Source organism: Staphylococcus lutrae, assembly GCF_002101335.1.
GTDB lineage: Bacteria > Bacillota > Bacilli > Staphylococcales > Staphylococcaceae > Staphylococcus > Staphylococcus lutrae.
The window spans coordinates 1743358-1759645 of the sequence record NZ_CP020773.1; the positions used below are offsets into that span (position 1 = coordinate 1743358).

Below are 16288 nucleotides of genomic sequence, written 5' to 3' on the forward strand. Positions count from 1 at the left end.
ATTATTTTGAAGTATGGGATTGTCGTTGTTTTGAGCGTGTCATTTGTCTGGCTTTTTCGAACATATAATAGCTGGCACTTAAAATAATGATATAGCCGATGATTGCATAAAAGTCAGGTGCTTCTCTAAATAACACGAAACCTATCAACGCTGTGAAAATAATTGATGCATATGTGAAAATAGAAATATCTTTTGCAGGAGCATAACTGTATGCAACTGTAATACCAATTTGTCCTACAGCAGCGGAAAGCCCTGCTAAAATTAAATAAACCATTTGCATGACACTCATCGGTTCATAAGTGAAAATGACAAAAGGAATTAGGATGATAACTGAAAAGAACGAAAAATAAAACACAATGGTATATGGCGCCTCTCGTGTGCTCAATGCGCGAACAGCGGTATAAGCTGAGGCAGCAAAGATACCGGATAAAAGGCCAACAAGTGCGGGGATAATTTCGGACGAAAACTCAGGTTTTACAACAAATAACATCCCGATAATCGCAATGAGCATTGCTGTAATTTGATATTTTTGAATATATTCTTTTAGAAAGAGCAAGCTTAAGAGTATTGTCCAAAACGGATTCAGTTTCATGAGTATATCTGCATCGCTTAAAACCATATGGTCTATCGCATAAATGTTTAGTAATACCCCCAACAAACCTAGAGTAGAACGAGTCAGTAATAAAGGTTGACTGCTGAGTTTACCGAAGAAAGGCTGTTTATATTTAATAATAAAGAACAGCGGAATGAACATCGCCACGAAGTTTCGAGCTAATGATTTTTGGAATATGGGCAAGTCACCAGATAGGCGAAAAAAAACTGCCATAAAACTAAACCCAATAGCAGAAATTAAAATAGCGATGATACCTTTGACTTTAGTATTCATTCTAATCGCCTCTTACTTTTATAAAAATTTGACTTATACATCTTAGCATAAAAAGTCATAACTTTCATCATATCGAGAAACTTCACTCAAATAAAGTACCTATAAACAGAACATACGTTCTATTTATAGGTATTTATAACGCTTTATAGAATGAAAGTCAAGCGAAAAATAAAGTTTGCTTCCGAAAATTTTTTTGAAATCTCCAAGTGGTTGATATCATCGCTTTTGATGACAAAATCTGACAAAAGAGAAAAATTTTTGCTTTAAAAAACAAAAAGACTTATGTATAATGAGACACATAATATAGTATGAGCGAGCGAATTTTAACACTATATGTTGTGTTTTGGGAGTAGAATGTCGCACAAGAAAGATTGAATTTAAGGATAGTTTACACGATTTTGAACATTCTATTTCTTTGGTTCTCTATATGTTGTATTTGAACAAGACAATATCGAAATGATTTCAACAATGATAAAAAATGCAACATTTTAACTTATTTCATAAATAGCACCTAATCAAATATATGTTCGTATTTTAATTGCGGGATATTTAAATTGTGGTTGAGAAGACGGATTAAAGCGCATGTGAATGATAATCTCATAAGAAAGGTGGTTATCCGAGATGAAAATTGTGTTTTATTCTTTTACGGGTAATGTTAGACGATTCGTGAAACGTACAAAACTGAACAACACCCTTGAGATTAATGAAACGAATGCGTCAGAAATTGTAACGGAACCATTTATTATTTTGACAGGGACAATTGGTTTTGGTGAGGTACCTCAACCAGTCCAACAATTTTTGGAAAAAAATTATAAAAACTTAAAGGGTGTTGCAGCAAGTGGCAATCGAAATTGGGGTAGTAATTTTGCGAAAGCAGGAGAAACTATTGCCAATACGTACCACGTCCCTTTATTGATGAAATTTGAACTCCATGGCAATGCCCATGATACAACAGAATTTAAAGAGAAGGTGGTCAATTTTTATGAAAACTATGGAACAAAAGCAATACAAGCATATTGAACTGAATAATCAAGTGACTAAAAGAAATGAAAAAGGTTTTTTTCAATTAGAGAAAGACCAAGAGGCACTTGCATTATATTTAGAAGAAATTCAAGATAAAACGGTTCATTTCGATAGCGAACTTGAACGCCTTCACTTTTTAGTTGACAACAATTTTTATTACAATGTATTTGAGGAGTATAGTGAAGCTCAGCTTGCGGAATTAATTGCATATGCAGAGGCGATTCCGTTTCACTTTGCGAGCTATATGTCAGCGAGTAAATTTTTCAAAGATTATGCGTTGAAAACAAATGATAAGTCACAGTATCTTGAAAACTATCATCAACATGTGTTGATTGTGTCGCTTTATCTTGCAAAAGGGGACGTCACACTTGCGAAACAATTCGCTTCTGCAATGATCGAGCAACGTTATCAACCGGCAACGCCAACGTTTTTAAATGCAGGGCGTGCGCGCAGAGGAGAACTTGTGTCATGTTTTCTACTGGAAGTTGACGATAGTTTGAACTCGATTAATTTCATCGATTCAACGGCAAAACAATTAAGTAAAATTGGTGGTGGTGTTGCTATCAACCTCTCTAAATTACGTGCGCGAGGTGAAGCCATCAAAGGAATTAAAGGTGTCGCAAAAGGTGTTTTACCAATTGCAAAAGCGCTTGAGGGAGGCTTTAGTTACGCGGACCAATTAGGTCAACGTCCAGGTGCGGGTGCCGTGTACCTGAACATTTTCCACTATGATGTAGAAGAATTTTTAGATACGAAAAAAATAAATGCAGATGAAGATTTACGCCTTTCTACTATTTCAACAGGTTTGATTGTCCCTTCTAAATTTTTTGAACTTGCAAAAGAAGGAAAAGACTTTTTTATGTTTGCCCCTCACACTGTTGAACAGGAATATGGCGTGACACTTGACGATATTAATATTGATGAATACTATGATCGATTAGTGGAAAACCCTAATGTAATGAAGAAGAGCAAAGATGCGCGTGAAATGCTTAATATGATAGCACAAACACAATTGCAATCTGGGTATCCTTATTTAATGTTCAAGGACAATGCGAATCGTGTGCATGCGAATGCGAACATTGGCCAAATTAAAATGAGTAACTTGTGTACAGAAATTTTCCAACTTCAAGAAACATCGATTATCAATGATTATGGTGTAGAAGATGAAATCAAACGAGATATTTCTTGTAATTTGGGTTCATTAAATATCGTTAATGTGATGGAATCTGATCAATTTAGAGCATCTGTACATACAGGTATGGACGCATTAACAGTGGTAAGCGATATCGCAAACATTCAAAATGCGCCAGGCGTGAAAAAAGCGAATAGCGAATTGCATTCAGTAGGTTTAGGTGTCATGAACTTACATGGTTATTTAGCGAAAAATTATATCAATTATGAATCAGAAGAAGCTAAAGACTTTGCGAATGTTTTCTTTATGATGATGAATTACTATTCAATAGAACGTTCAATGCAAATTGCGAAAGAACGTGGGGAAGCATTTGTGGACTTTGATCAGTCTGATTATGCGAATGGCCGTTATTTTGAGCGTTATACGACGGAAGATTTCTTGCCACAGTCTGACAAAGTGAAAGCATTGTTTGAACACCACACAATTCCTACGCGTGAAGATTGGAAAGCCCTACAAGCTGAAGTGGAAAAGTATGGTTTATATCATGCATATCGTTTAGCCATTGCACCAACGCAAAGTATTTCTTATGTACAAAATGCAACGAGTTCAGTAATGCCAATTGTAGATCAAATTGAACGTCGAACATATGGAAATGCTGAAACATTTTATCCAATGCCATTTTTATCACCACAAACGATGTGGTATTACAAATCAGCGTTTAATATTGATCAAATGAAGCTGATTGATCTTATTGCGACAATTCAAACACATATCGATCAAGGTATTTCTACAATTTTGTATGTGAATTCAGAAATTTCGACGCGTGAGTTATCACGTTTGTATGTGTATGCACATCATAAAGGATTAAAATCTTTGTACTATACACGAAACAAATTGTTGAGTGTAGAAGAGTGTACAAGCTGTTCAATTTAAGTGATGTGGTGATGCACCTATAAATACGGAAAAGCGAGACCCCAATATGTCTTGAAATGGGACATCTGTTTTTAAACGATTGCGGGGGATAGGCCACCGTATAGCGCTTATCCCCCATTTGTCGTACATCATAATAAAGATAGGAGCAAATAATATCAATGATAGCTGTAAATTGGAACACTCAAGAAGATATGACGAATATGTTTTGGCGTCAAAACATCGCTCAAATGTGGGTTGAAACTGAATTTAAAGTCTCTAAAGATATTGCGAGTTGGAAAACGTTAACTGATGATGAACAAGAAGCATTTAAAAAGGCTTTGGCAGGTTTAACGGGTTTGGATACGCATCAAGCTGATGACGGAATGCCTTTAATCATGTTGCATACGAAAGACTTACGAAAAAAAGCTGTTTATTCTTTTATGGGAATGATGGAACAAATCCATGCTAAAAGCTATTCACATATTTTCACGACGCTCTTACCCTCTAAAGAAACCAATGAATTGTTAGACAAATGGGTCCTTGAAGAACCGCATTTGAAATACAAATCTGAAAAAATCATTAGTAATTATCACAAATTATGGGGCAAAGAAGCTTCCATTTATGATCAGTATATGGCACGCGTATCAAGTGTGTTTTTAGAAACGTTTTTATTTTATTCTGGATTCTATTACCCATTGTATTTGGCTGGCCAAGGTCGCATGACGACATCGGGTGAAATCATCCGTAAAATTTTACTTGATGAATCAATTCATGGCGTTTTCACAGGCTTAGATGCTCAAAGTTTGCGCAATGAACTTTCAGAAAGTGAAAAACAAAAAGCCGATCAAGAAATGTATAAATTATTAGAAGATTTATATGCGAATGAAGAGTCCTATACGCGTAAACTATACGAACCGATTGGCTTAGCAGACGATGTCATGAACTATGTACGTTATAACGGCAACAAAGCATTGTCTAATCTTGGTTTTGAACCTTATTTTGAAGAGCGTGAGTTCAGTCCGATTATTGAAAATGCATTAGATACATCAACGAAAAACCATGATTTCTTCTCAGTTAAAGGTGACGGCTATACGCTTGCGTTAAATGTCGAAGCACTTCAAGATGATGATTTTGTATTTAATGACTAGTGTTTTGACGTCAACAAGAATAAGATAACGCACGATAGCGTGTGCGTAATTGAATACTTCACCGCTACATAAGCAACTTCACTTCGAGGGTCATCCTATCTGAAAGGTCCATTTAAATGCGACTTTGAAGGTGGTGTCTCATCCGAGGTGAGGTTGCTTTTATTATGTGTGATGATTGAGCGTGTGGAAGCGTATTGATGAATGTCTTATTAGGTTGATGATGATCGAGTAAACAAGTGATAGAGGGACGCGATGAAAAAAATGGAAGAGATAATGGGAGATGTGATGTTTTTGTGGATAGGTTGACGCGGTTGCATTGACCAAACGGCCAGGCTTTTTCAAATTGATAAAAGTTACATTTGATGATTGAGCGCAAATGCGATGCACGCGAGAGGGTGAAGCCGTAGCTCCCCCTCTACGTGCCATGCTATCTCAAATGACGTAAGTCTTTTAGGTAACTGTGTAGATGATTAAGGCGTGATGATAAGACTTTAATGCAGTCAGTCTCTTCTTATGTCCATCCTCGGACGCATGTTAGATTTATCTTGCATTCTAATCATACGAGAGGTTCAGGTTGAAATGAGGAGATGAAGCTGTCATCTCAACCACTGGAAAAATTTAAATTTCAAAATAGTGATGATAATGAAACTTGCATCGATTGTTAAAGTGTGCGTTGCATTTCGGACAAGATTCGTTCATCATGTAGGTTTCAATCGACATTTCATGTTGACATACCCCACACAAAATGGCATGTACATCAAACTCATCTGAATGCCAGCGCTTAGGGTGATGCTTTTCAGATTCATTGTGACATTTAAAACATGGATAATACTTGTTACAGCATTTAAATTTAATTGCAATAATATCAAGTGGTGTGTGATAATGCACGCAACGTGTTTCATCATCAATTGTTGCACCATAAACATGTGTCATTCTACCCGCTCCCCTTAGTTATATTTTTATTTTTCTAATGGCTCTCCAATGATGCGAACTTCTCGTTCTAGAGAGATATCAAACTTTTCTTTAACGACTTTTTGCACGTGATGAATCAGTGCTTCATAATCCGTGGCAGTCCCATGATCGACATTGACCATAAAACCAGCATGTTTCAATGAGACTTCGACGCCACCAATACGATGGCCTTGTAAATTTGCGTTTTGAATTAATTGGCCTGCAAAATGGCCAGGTGGTCGACGAAAAACACTACCGCAAGAAGGATACTCAAGCGGTTGTTTCGATTCTCGACGCGCCGTTAAATCATCCATTTTCTCTTGAATTTCAACTTGTTTGCCGGGAGTAAGTGTAAAAGCAGCCTCTAATACGACATAGTGTTGCTGTTGAATAATACTGTTACGATAATCTAATTCGAGCTCATTATGTGTCAATTGGAGTAAATCACCACGCTCATTAATGACCAACGCATAATCAATGACATCTTTCACTTCACCGCCATAAGCGCCGGCATTCATATAAACTGCGCCACCAATTGACCCCGGAATACCACAGGCAAATTCGAGGCCAGTTAATGCATAATCTCGTGCTTTACGAGATACATCGATAATTGCCGCACCACTTCCGGCGATAATTGTTGCATCAGAAGCTTCGATATGATTGAGAGACAGCAAACTTATGACAATGCCACGAATACCCCCATCTCGAATAATAATATTGGACCCATTGCCTAAATATGTGACCGGGATTTGCTGCTCATATGCGTATTTTACTATTTTTTGTACGTCTTCAAAATGTTCAGGCGAGATATAAAAATCAGCATTGCCTCCTGTCTCTGTATACGTATAACGTTTAAGGGGTTCATCCACTTTTATTGTATTTACAGGAACAAGTGATTCTAATTCCCGTAAGATGCGAGATTGATTCACAATTAACATCCTCTCTTTCCGTAATAACAACGTAAAATTTTGCTCATCGACTTCTTATCTTATTGAAGTATATTTTAATCGTCCATTTTTGCAATAATAGATTTAATTATATTTTAACCGTTTTAATGGACCGCGTCATGCCCAAACCTCTATGACGTCGTGTACTGTTGAAGTGCGTCAAACCACTGTGCTTTTATCGTTTCATAAGTGCGAATCGTTAGGGGCTGTTGTGCAAGTGCCTTTTTTTGTGCTTTGAAAAAGTGGATTGCATCTGATTGATGTGTCAATAAATCATGATAGCGTTGATATTTGTCAAAAGTAGGGGTCTGCATTTGAATAATATGTAAACGAACGTCTTGTTTTAAATCGCTTAAGTTATTGAATTTTGCCATGACGACTTTCTTTTCATATGAATGATGTAGGCGATAAAACCCTGCATAATTTAATCTTTTTTCATCTAATGCAGTAATATCATGTAAATTACGCACACCTACTAAAATGTCTAAAATGGGTTCTGTTGGATAATTGAAATGGGCAGTTCCACCGATATGTTGGGTGAATTTAATCGGGGAGTCTAAAAGATTTAATAATAGGGCATGATATGTTTCATACTGTTGATGATAGTATGATGATTTGTCATCGGTCATGAAAGGTTGAACATGACGGTACATGAGCTAGCCTCCTATAAGGTGATTTTCCATAATTCTGAATTACTATATCATATATTATTTTCAAGTTAAATACGTTTATGTATAATACGAATTAATAAGAGGTGTAATAATGAAAAAATGGACGATAATGTTGATTTTAAGTTTGGTGGCCCTAGGGGGTCTGACTGCTTGTTTTCCGTCTTCTCGACAACAACAACATGCATTCGATCAACAAATGCAAACCGTGATGAAACAAGAACTAAAAATTAAGCAAACGATGGACCAGATGGATTTAAATCAGCTGTATCATTTAAGTCAAACCGATACGACTGATGCGAATAAACGCGCTTTTAGTCAAATGAAACACCAAATTGATGAAAAATTAAAGCCTCAAATGAAACACTATCATCAAGCAGCGGAAAAACTTCCAGCAGAGAACAAGGATTTAAAGTTATTAAAAGCAACATATTTAAAAGGAGTAGAGGGTAAAGAAAAAGAAATTGAGAAATTAGAGCAATTTGTCGTACTTTGCCAAAATTCAATTCAAACGAATGAAAATATTTTGGATGACACACAACAGTTTGAAAAATATCGGAGCCGTGTTGAAAACCAACTTAACCGTGCAAAGCAATCTGCACAAGGAATCGAAGACAGTATGAAACTTGAAGCACAATTGGATAAAAACAATTCACGTATAAAAAATATTGCAGAAACCTCAATTCGTGAAAAGGATGAAGACGTGCAGATTAAAACGATAAAAACCGAGATTATTCCATTAATTCAAGACCAAATTAAAGCTTTGAATGAAACCCAACTCAAAGATGAAATGACGAGTCAAGTCCGTCAAGATGCTGTGCAAATGTATTATAGTTTAGAACGTTATTATCAAGCCCGTATTAAAACAATTACGTATAATCAAAAATTATCCCAAGTGGACGTGCATACTTTAATTACCAAAGGCGAAGATTTAGAAAAATATAATCAAGATTATGAAAATCAGCGGGATCAAATGGGACTTTAATCGAGATGTGCGAATGGTTGTGTGATAGAAAATTGCACGTATGAATGCAAACGGATTTAAAATTAAAGGTTAACAAGGTGATATTATGTGTGTATAATGGTAAACATTGAGAAAACTAAGCATTCATTTTAAATAAAAGGCAGACAGAAAAATCTATTTAGAGGTGAAGAGAATGGCAATTAAGCTAACTTCGATTGACCAGTTTGAACAAACAATGGAAGCGCATGACTATGTGTTTATTTTAAAACACAGTCAAACTTGCCCAATTTCGGACAATGCTTTTGATCAATTTAATAAATTTTTATATGAGCGTGACATGGATGGCTATTATGTAGTGGTTCAAGAAGCGCGTGAGCTATCGGATTATATTGCTGAAAAGACGGGAGTCAAACACGAATCACCACAAGCATTTTATTTTGTTAATGGCGAATTGAAGTGGCATGACCATCATCAAAATATTACCGTGTCTTCACTGGCAAAAGCTGAGGAATAAGTACCAGGTAGGACGACGTGCCTGATGGGAATGTGGTATAAATACAAACGACATAACATTAGAAATAACGTATGAAGACGAGTACATAATCAATAAGTAATGAAAGCAACACCATCGATTGAGGATGATGTGTTGCTTTTTGACTTTTGTACTCGGAACGGTGTGATGTCAGTTGCACTGTATTTGACAGAATAGGTTTGTACACTTTTGATAGACAAGGCTATAATATAGAGGAAAATGCCTCAGCATTCGAATGATTTATGTCGTATGGCTATTCAGAGCGAACAACCACGGATACTGTTTTGCTTGAAGCCTAATGTAGAAGCGCAGTCAATTTAAGTGTATCCATGCACTAGCGCGTAATTTGCTGTGATACGGGAGACACTTAAATGTGATAAGCGGATTAACTTTAAAATTAAAATTTTTATGATAAAACAAGAAAGATAAGAGGGTGAAAACATGAAAGTCTTAGTTGCAATGGATGAATTTAACGGCATTATTTCTAGTTACGATGCCAATCGTTATATAGAGGAAGGCATTGCGAGTCAGATTACAGAGGCTGATATTGTACAAGTCCCACTATTTAATGGTAGAAGAGAACTACTCAATGCTATATTTTTGTGGAAATCAGGAACGCAATATCGAATGACTGCACATGATGCAATGATGCAACAAAAAGATGTGACATATGGTCAAACAGATGATGGACTGACAGTGATTGAAGCGGGCCAATTTTTAACGGGTAACGAGGCGTACGTGACACATACCAGTTTTGGTTTGGGTGAGGTCATTCGCCATGCGTTAGATAAAAACGCACAACATATGATCATTTCTGTCGGTGCCATCGATACATTCGATGGTGGCGCAGGTATGTTACAGGCGCTAGGTGCGCGTTTTTACGATGATGAAGGTCGCATTGTGGATATGACAAAAGGGAGTGACGCCATCAAGCATGTGCGTCAAATTGATCTACAACACTTACATGCTGGCTTGAAAGCATGTCGCATTCAAATTGTGACGGACTTTGAAAGTAAGTTATATGGTAAACAAAGTGCTATTATGAAAACCTACCGTCACTATCAAATGAATCGTGAAGAGGCAGTGACGATTGACAATTTGTTATGGTATTGGAGTGAGCTATTCAAACATCAGCATCATCTTGTACTGGGGTCGGTTCACAGAGGTGGTGCAGGCGGCGGCATAGCAGCAACGATGCATGCATTGTTTAATGCTGAAATCTGTACGAGCCATGAATTAGTCGATCAAATTACAGGTTTGAATCGATTAGTGGAACAAGCCGATTTGGTTGTCTTTGGTGAGGGGATTGATGAACAAGATGAAATGATTGAGACCTCTTCATTAAGAATTGCTGAACTTTGTCATCAGCATGGCAAGCCTTCAATTGCTATTTGTGGGACTAGAGACAAGTTTGAACGTTTCGAAGCACTAGGTGTGACAGCAATGTTTAACACGTTTATTGATATGCCAAAATCATTACCTGATTTTAAAATGGGTGTGCAATTAAGAAATGATGTCATACAGGCGATTCGATTATTACAGACATCATTTCAGTAAATCGAATGATATGTGAAAGAAATAGACCTTTATCATTTTTTTGAAAATGGTAAAGGTCTATTTCTGTATGGCTATTCTTTTGTTATTACTATTTTTTGAACAATGCCTAAAATGACTTGTACAGCTTGAGCCATAACATCAATAGATGCATATTCATAAGGGCCATGGAAATTGTCACAACCTGTGAACAAGTTCGGTGTAGGCAATCCCATAAATGAAAGTTGCGAGCCATCCGTACCACCGCGAATCGGTGCTGTATTCGGTGTAATGTTAAGGTCTGAATACACAGCAGTTGGAATGTCGATAATATATTGTAATGGTTTGATTTTTTCAGCCATATTGCGATATTGATCATGAATGGTAAGGTGAACCGGGTCATAATGATAACGCGCATTGAGTTCTTTTTGAATAGAGACAAGGCGCTGTTTTCTATTTTCAAACGACTGGGCATCATGATCACGAATGATATACTGTGAGGTTACTTTTTCTACATTACCCGTCATATGCATTAAGTGGAAAAAACCTTCGTAGCCTTCTGTATGCTCGGGGACTTCCTTTTCGGGCAAAGCTTGATGGAATGCATGCGCAAGATTTAAGGCGTTGACCATTTTGTCTTTTGCTGAACCAGGATGGACATTGACGCCTTCAAAAGTAATCTGTGCTTCAGCAGCGTTGAAACTTTCGAATTGCAATTCACCCAATTGACTGCCATCCATTGTATAGGCAAAATCAGCATTGAAACGTTCAACATCGAATTTGTGAGGACCGCGACCAATTTCTTCGTCTGGCGTAAAACCAACACGAATACGACCGTGTTTAATTTCTGGATGTTCGAGCAGATATTGCAATGCTTCCATAATTTCTACGACGCCAGCTTTATCGTCTGCGCCAAGAAGGGAAGTGCCATCTGTTGTCATTAAGGTATGGCCTTTCACTTTGAGGATATCAGGGAACACTTCAGGATCGATTTCACGACCAGAAGTTCCTAAAGTGATCACACCGCCATCATAGGCATCAATGATTTGTGGATTCACGTTTGCAGCGTTGAAGTCTGGTGAAGTATCCACATGAGCCAAAAAGCCAACTGTAGGAAAGTCTCCTTCGATATTAGCTTCTAATGTAGCGAAAAGGTATCCATGATCGTCGATATCAGTTGGAAGTCCCATTGCTTGTAGTTCTTGTTCTAATAGGCGCAATAAGTCCCATTGGCGCTCAGTGGAAGGTGTTGCGTCACTTGTCGGATCAGATTGTGTATTGATTTTAGCGTAGCGTGATAATCTTTCGATGATCTGGTTTTTCATATGTAAACACTCCTTCTTTATCTATGAAATACGATTGTTCATGTGATAGCCTTTGCGATAATGCTTTCCTCTAAGTTTACCATATGCGTGTTTGAAGCGTGTATAAATGTAATAGAAAATCTCAGCGCAAAGGATTCCAAAAGCGATAGCCCCAGATGTCAATGTCACTTCTAAAAATTGATTGACAGCGGATGTATATGCATTTGTAACGAGAAGGCGTGTTGCCTCATATGCAGCGCCTCCGGGAACTAATGGGATAATTCCGGGAACGATAAATATAATCACGGGACGTTTATAGCGACGACTCATTGTATGACTCATTATCGCCAAAATAAAGCTTCCGAGGAATGCAGCCATAACGATACCATAATGCATATCGACAGTGATTTTATAAATCGTCCAACCCATCGCACCGACAAAGCCTGAAGCGAGAAGCAGACGTTTGGGGGCATTAAATATAACTGAAAAGAGCATTGTCGATACAAAGCTAATCAAAAATTGTGCAATATAATAAAGCGTCTCACTCAACTTCCACACCTCTTTCTACAAAATGAGTAATACGATTGCCACACCTGCACCGATTGCAAAAGCAGTCAATGCGGCTTCCACACCGCGTGACATTCCAGCAAGTAATTCGCCTGCCATTAAGTCACGGATTGCATTCGTAATTAAAATTCCTGGTACAAGCGGCATGACACCTGCAATAGTAATAATATCTTGATCCGTTGCCCAGCCGATACGAGTAAAGAAGGAGGCAATTGCAATAACGACCATCGCACTGATAAATTCTGAGAAAAATTTAATCTGAATAAAGCGTTGTACGAGATCAAAAGTTAAGAAAGCGCCCCCGCCGGCGATGACAGCATAAATGAAATCATGTGGTCCGCCACCAAACATAAATAAAAAGAAACCACAGGCAATGGATGCAGCTAAAAATTTAATCACTGATGAGTATTGCAGTGAAGCATGTTCAAGATGAATTAACTCAGCTTTCGCATCATCTATGGATAAAGCATTTTGAGAAATTTTACGTGAAATATTATTAGCAAGCGCAATTTTTTCCAAATCTGTTGTACGATCACGCACACGGACGAGCCGTGTGTTCGTTCGGTCGTTCAATGAAAAAATAATAGCGGTAGACGTCACAAATGCATAAGTATCTTCAAGCCCAAAGCTTGCGGCAATACGTCCCATAGTATCTTCAACGCGATAAGTTTCAGCACCGCTCTCTAACAACACCTTACCAGCCAGTAAGACGATATCAATCACTTTATTTTCATCAATGATAGTGAGGCCTTGTGTCATGACTGAATCTCCTTTCTTATCAATAGTCAGTCTACATGGGAATAAGTACTGATGCAATCATTACATCACAAAAGATAAAGGGCTGTAATGATGGGAATGTTCTGAGCATACACAACCATGTGATGACATGTTGTGTAGTGAAACGACATAATCGAACAATGACGATGTTTAGAATACTTAAAAATTCACTTTTATCTTACTAAAAACATAACAATATGATCAGTAGAGGTATGCAAACAAAAAGAGACGGGATCACTTTAAGATGACTCGTCTCTAGATGTATCGAGATGCGTTATTGTAAATGAATAATCGGACTAAACATGACCTTATTACGGCCTTCATTTTTAGCCACATGTAACATGTCATCGGCATCTTTAAACAATTTGCGCTGTGATTTAGGACTGTCAGGTGTCAAATAACCCACACCGATAGATACGGACAGTTTAATGACCACTTTTTCAGGCAAATGAAAGTTCGATTTTTCAACTGCTTTTCGGATACTTTCGGCCAGTTTGACACAGGCATCTAAAGTGTAATCTTCCAATACAATTGAAAACTCTTCTCCACCGTTACGGAAAATCCGTGTCGATTGAGGGACATAATTTTGTAAAAGGTGCGACATTTGTTTTAATACTGCATCGCCTGCACGATGTGTATAGGCATCATTGACATCTTTAAATCCATCAATATCGATGAGCAATAATGCCAAACTGTGATGTTTTTTTTCAGCGATCGAGGAGACGGTGTTTAAGTGTCGGTCGAACTCTTTCACGTTGCCTAAACCTGTTAAATAATCCACTGTATCTTCATGCTCGTAGCGATCAATTAATGAGAAAAATCGTAATAAATCGACATAAAAAATCGCTGTGATAAAGGTTGCAATCATAGATATAGGAACTAAATAAAAGACTTCTTTAATATCATATGAAGGCATAAACAGAGCGATAATCGCTAAAATCATTACGCTTAAAACATTTAAAATTTGAATAGCATAGACATGCTTTTGCTTTATAAAAGGTCCAATTGTACTAATAATCGCAGCGATGACGAGCAGTGCGACAGCGTATGTTAATGTTGTCGCAATCACAAAATAGCCAACAAGGGCGATAATGACTGCTGCAAATAGTGTGTAAAATGAGTTCGTGTATCTACCTAAAAAAAGTAAAGGAAGAAAAGAAAGTTGAATGTGGTAGCTTTCAATCGGAATAGGATGAAAGGCTAGCAATAATCCAACAATGGTCATCAACACCGTAATATAGCTTTTGGAAAATCTAAAGTCGTGAGATTCGGCATATTGAAGACGATGAAACAGATAAATTCCGGCGATTGTTACTGAAATATTATAGATAATAGCTTCAATCATATTTATGCGACTCCTTTTCGTTACCCTTAGTTATTGTATGTGAAATGTTACAATTTGTCATTAGTTTTTATAATCAAAAAGGTTTTATGAATGCTGAAATCTTTTTAGCGAAACTTGCAAGCGAAGATATGATAGAATAGACATGTATCTAAACTTTTTGGCCTCTCTGTTTTAGTGCGGTATATAAAAAGATTATTTTTGTATGATGTTTTGATATAATGTGAAATTAATGTAAAATACATATGTTAACTCGATTTTGATGATGACTTTTAAATGGTTGGGTATGAACGGATGAATCATTTCATAACAATCGCGCATCATCGTTTGTAATAGATCGTTTCTTGCTTGTTGAGGGGGATCATTGCGTTTTGGCATTTGGGTCTCAACCGATGTCACTTGTTAATTATTTAATGAAGAAAATTTTCCTGTAATGTAGGTGAACTGATGTATACTTTAACACTCATTGGCGTCTCAATGATAGTCAGTTTAATAATTACACCAATTGTAATTGCTGTTTCAAAAAAGTTAGATATTGTAGATAAACCCAACTTCCGTAAGATACACACTAAGCCTATCTCAATGCTTGGGGGTTCAGCAATACTATTGTCTTTTTTTATAGGCGTTTGGCTTGGACATCCCATTGAACGAGAAATCAAGCCTTTGTTACTTGGTGCAATTGTTATGTATTTGGTAGGTTTGATTGATGATTTATATGATTTAAAGCCGATTATCAAATTATTAGGTCAAATTGCAGCGGCTTTAATTGTCGTATCCTACGGTGTAACGATCGACTTTATTTCTATACCTATTGGTCCTACTCTATATTTTGGTTGGCTGAGCGTTCCGATAACTATTTTTTGGATTGTAGCCATAACGAATGCCATTAATTTAATCGATGGGCTAGATGGTTTGGCAGCAGGGGTATCAGTCATTGCACTGGCGACAATAGCCTTTATTGCCATTCTTCAAGGCAACATCTTTATTATCATGATTTGTAGTGTTTTAATCGGTGCGTTATTTGGATTTCTCGCTTTTAACTTTCATCCAGCTAAGATTTTTTTAGGAGACAGTGGGGCATTATGCATCGGTTTTATTATTGGTTTTGTATCGTTACTTGGTTTTAAAAACATTACTTTTATTTCTTTGTTTTTCCCTATTGTTATTCTTGCAGTCCCGTTTATCGATACATTATTTGCAATGATTCGCAGGGTGAAAAAGGGACAACATATTATGCAAGCAGATAAATCACATTTGCATCACAAACTTTTAGAACTGGGTTATACGCATCGTCAAACTGTCACTTTAATCTATTCTATTGCATTTATGTTTAGTGTTGTCAGCATCATTCTTTACCTTTCTGAACCGTGGGGCGTCTTTTTGATGATGATTCTTATCGTGATTACAATAGAACTGATTGTTGAGTTTACAGGTTTAATCGATGATGATTATCGTCCGTTGCTCAATTTGTTATCGAAAAGAAAGCGGTCAAAAGGAAAGTAAATCGATTGGGCAATCTCATTTGAATTAAATTGAAATGAAATGCCAAGCCATTGCATTTTGATGCGCATGTCATCGCACATCCAATGAGGGGACAAGACA

15 protein-coding genes are annotated in these 16288 nt (G+C 37.1%); 7 read left to right on the forward strand and 8 right to left on the reverse strand.

Translation table 11 applies throughout. The annotated features are described in order from the left end of the window. Window position 1 precedes the first annotated feature (1 nt). Window positions 2-886 carry a DMT family transporter gene (locus tag B5P37_RS08035; RefSeq protein WP_085237733.1) on the reverse strand — a complete coding sequence of 295 codons (885 nt, stop codon included), beginning with the start codon at window positions 884-886 and terminating at the stop codon, window positions 2-4. A gap of 621 nt (window positions 887-1507) precedes the next feature. Here B5P37_RS08035 and nrdI point away from each other — a divergent pair. From nrdI to nrdF, 3 genes are all read left to right on the forward strand, one after another. Further along, on the forward strand, window positions 1508-1906 hold the full coding sequence (gene nrdI / locus B5P37_RS08040; protein ID WP_085237734.1) for a class Ib ribonucleoside-diphosphate reductase assembly flavoprotein NrdI: 399 nt from the start codon (window positions 1508-1510) through the stop codon (window positions 1904-1906). After that, window positions 1869-3974, forward strand: a complete 2106-nt coding sequence (nrdE, locus tag B5P37_RS08045) for a class 1b ribonucleoside-diphosphate reductase subunit alpha (RefSeq protein ID WP_085237735.1) — start codon at window positions 1869-1871, stop codon at window positions 3972-3974. The genes nrdI and nrdE overlap by 38 nt, the downstream gene beginning before the upstream one ends. 158 nt (window positions 3975-4132) lie before the next feature. Then, window positions 4133-5101 carry a class 1b ribonucleoside-diphosphate reductase subunit beta gene (nrdF, locus tag B5P37_RS08050; RefSeq protein ID WP_085237736.1) on the forward strand — a complete coding sequence of 323 codons (969 nt, stop codon included), beginning with the start codon at window positions 4133-4135 and terminating at the stop codon, window positions 5099-5101. A 618-nt stretch (window positions 5102-5719) separates the two neighbouring features. Here nrdF and B5P37_RS08055 read toward each other — a convergent pair. The 3 genes from B5P37_RS08055 to B5P37_RS08065 all read right to left on the reverse strand — a co-directional run bounded on the left by B5P37_RS08055 (window position 5720) and on the right by B5P37_RS08065 (window position 7652). Further along, complete coding sequence (locus tag B5P37_RS08055) at window positions 5720-6034, reverse strand: CHY zinc finger protein (protein ID WP_085237737.1); 315 nt, start codon at window positions 6032-6034, stop codon at window positions 5720-5722. A 26-nt stretch (window positions 6035-6060) separates the two neighbouring features. Further along, the gene (murB, locus tag B5P37_RS08060; protein WP_085237738.1) at window positions 6061-6990 is read right to left on the reverse strand and encodes a UDP-N-acetylmuramate dehydrogenase; all 930 of its coding nucleotides are present in this window, start codon (window positions 6988-6990) and stop codon (window positions 6061-6063) included. 140 nt (window positions 6991-7130) lie between these two features. Continuing rightward, complete coding sequence (locus B5P37_RS08065; RefSeq protein ID WP_085237739.1) at window positions 7131-7652, reverse strand: GrpB family protein; 522 nt, start codon at window positions 7650-7652, stop codon at window positions 7131-7133. Between the two features lie 109 nt (window positions 7653-7761). Between B5P37_RS08065 and B5P37_RS08070 the strand changes: the two genes are divergently transcribed. From B5P37_RS08070 to B5P37_RS08080, 3 genes are all read left to right on the forward strand, one after another. Continuing rightward, window positions 7762-8652, forward strand: a complete 891-nt coding sequence (locus tag B5P37_RS08070) for an EMYY motif lipoprotein (protein WP_085237740.1) — start codon at window positions 7762-7764, stop codon at window positions 8650-8652. A gap of 172 nt (window positions 8653-8824) precedes the next feature. Continuing rightward, a complete protein-coding gene (ytxJ, locus tag B5P37_RS08075; protein ID WP_085237741.1) occupies window positions 8825-9145 on the forward strand; it encodes a bacillithiol system redox-active protein YtxJ in 321 nt (106 codons plus the stop codon). Between the two features lie 459 nt (window positions 9146-9604). Further along, a complete protein-coding gene (locus B5P37_RS08080) occupies window positions 9605-10720 on the forward strand; it encodes a glycerate kinase (RefSeq protein WP_085237742.1) in 1116 nt (371 codons plus the stop codon). A 71-nt stretch (window positions 10721-10791) separates the two neighbouring features. Here the strand turns inward: B5P37_RS08080 and pepT are convergent, their stop codons facing one another. The 4 genes from pepT to gdpS form a co-directional block, all read right to left on the reverse strand. After that, window positions 10792-12021 carry a peptidase T gene (gene pepT / locus B5P37_RS08085; protein ID WP_085237743.1) on the reverse strand — a complete coding sequence of 410 codons (1230 nt, stop codon included), beginning with the start codon at window positions 12019-12021 and terminating at the stop codon, window positions 10792-10794. Window positions 12022-12042: 21 nt separating this feature from the next. Beyond that, a complete protein-coding gene (locus tag B5P37_RS08090) occupies window positions 12043-12495 on the reverse strand; it encodes a threonine/serine exporter family protein (protein ID WP_425319124.1) in 453 nt (150 codons plus the stop codon). A gap of 69 nt (window positions 12496-12564) precedes the next feature. Next, entirely contained in the window at window positions 12565-13326 is a 762-nt protein-coding gene (locus B5P37_RS08095) for a threonine/serine exporter family protein (RefSeq protein ID WP_085237745.1), read from the reverse strand. A gap of 292 nt (window positions 13327-13618) precedes the next feature. Next, window positions 13619-14689 carry a GGDEF domain-containing protein GdpS gene (gene gdpS / locus B5P37_RS08100; RefSeq protein ID WP_085237746.1) on the reverse strand — a complete coding sequence of 357 codons (1071 nt, stop codon included), beginning with the start codon at window positions 14687-14689 and terminating at the stop codon, window positions 13619-13621. A gap of 444 nt (window positions 14690-15133) precedes the next feature. Here gdpS and B5P37_RS08110 point away from each other — a divergent pair, with 444 nt between their 5' ends. Beyond that, window positions 15134-16189 carry a glycosyltransferase family 4 protein gene (locus B5P37_RS08110; RefSeq protein ID WP_085237748.1) on the forward strand — a complete coding sequence of 352 codons (1056 nt, stop codon included), beginning with the start codon at window positions 15134-15136 and terminating at the stop codon, window positions 16187-16189. Window positions 16190-16288 lie beyond the last annotated feature (99 nt).

What these genes read in the sequence shown, in the direction of transcription:
- B5P37_RS08080 (WP_085237742.1), top strand. Translation starts at nt 9,605, where the DNA reads ATGAAAGTCTTAGTTGCAATGGATGAATTTAACGGCATTATTTCTAGT.
- B5P37_RS08065 (WP_085237739.1), bottom strand. Translation starts at nt 7,652, where the DNA reads ATGTACCGTCATGTTCAACCTTTCATGACCGATGACAAATCATCATAC.
- murB (WP_085237738.1), bottom strand. Translation starts at nt 6,990, where the DNA reads ATGTTAATTGTGAATCAATCTCGCATCTTACGGGAATTAGAATCACTT.
- B5P37_RS08110 (WP_085237748.1), top strand. Translation starts at nt 15,134, where the DNA reads ATGTATACTTTAACACTCATTGGCGTCTCAATGATAGTCAGTTTAATA.
- ytxJ (WP_085237741.1), top strand. Translation starts at nt 8,825, where the DNA reads ATGGCAATTAAGCTAACTTCGATTGACCAGTTTGAACAAACAATGGAA.
- B5P37_RS08095 (WP_085237745.1), bottom strand. Translation starts at nt 13,326, where the DNA reads ATGACACAAGGCCTCACTATCATTGATGAAAATAAAGTGATTGATATC.
- nrdF (WP_085237736.1), top strand. Translation starts at nt 4,133, where the DNA reads ATGATAGCTGTAAATTGGAACACTCAAGAAGATATGACGAATATGTTT.
- nrdE (WP_085237735.1), top strand. Translation starts at nt 1,869, where the DNA reads ATGAAAACTATGGAACAAAAGCAATACAAGCATATTGAACTGAATAAT.
- B5P37_RS08055 (WP_085237737.1), bottom strand. Translation starts at nt 6,034, where the DNA reads ATGACACATGTTTATGGTGCAACAATTGATGATGAAACACGTTGCGTG.
- nrdI (WP_085237734.1), top strand. Translation starts at nt 1,508, where the DNA reads ATGAAAATTGTGTTTTATTCTTTTACGGGTAATGTTAGACGATTCGTG.
- gdpS (WP_085237746.1), bottom strand. Translation starts at nt 14,689, where the DNA reads ATGATTGAAGCTATTATCTATAATATTTCAGTAACAATCGCCGGAATT.
- B5P37_RS08090 (WP_425319124.1), bottom strand. Translation starts at nt 12,495, where the DNA reads ATGCTCTTTTCAGTTATATTTAATGCCCCCAAACGTCTGCTTCTCGCT.
- pepT (WP_085237743.1), bottom strand. Translation starts at nt 12,021, where the DNA reads ATGAAAAACCAGATCATCGAAAGATTATCACGCTACGCTAAAATCAAT.
- B5P37_RS08035 (WP_085237733.1), bottom strand. Translation starts at nt 886, where the DNA reads ATGAATACTAAAGTCAAAGGTATCATCGCTATTTTAATTTCTGCTATT.
- B5P37_RS08070 (WP_085237740.1), top strand. Translation starts at nt 7,762, where the DNA reads ATGAAAAAATGGACGATAATGTTGATTTTAAGTTTGGTGGCCCTAGGG.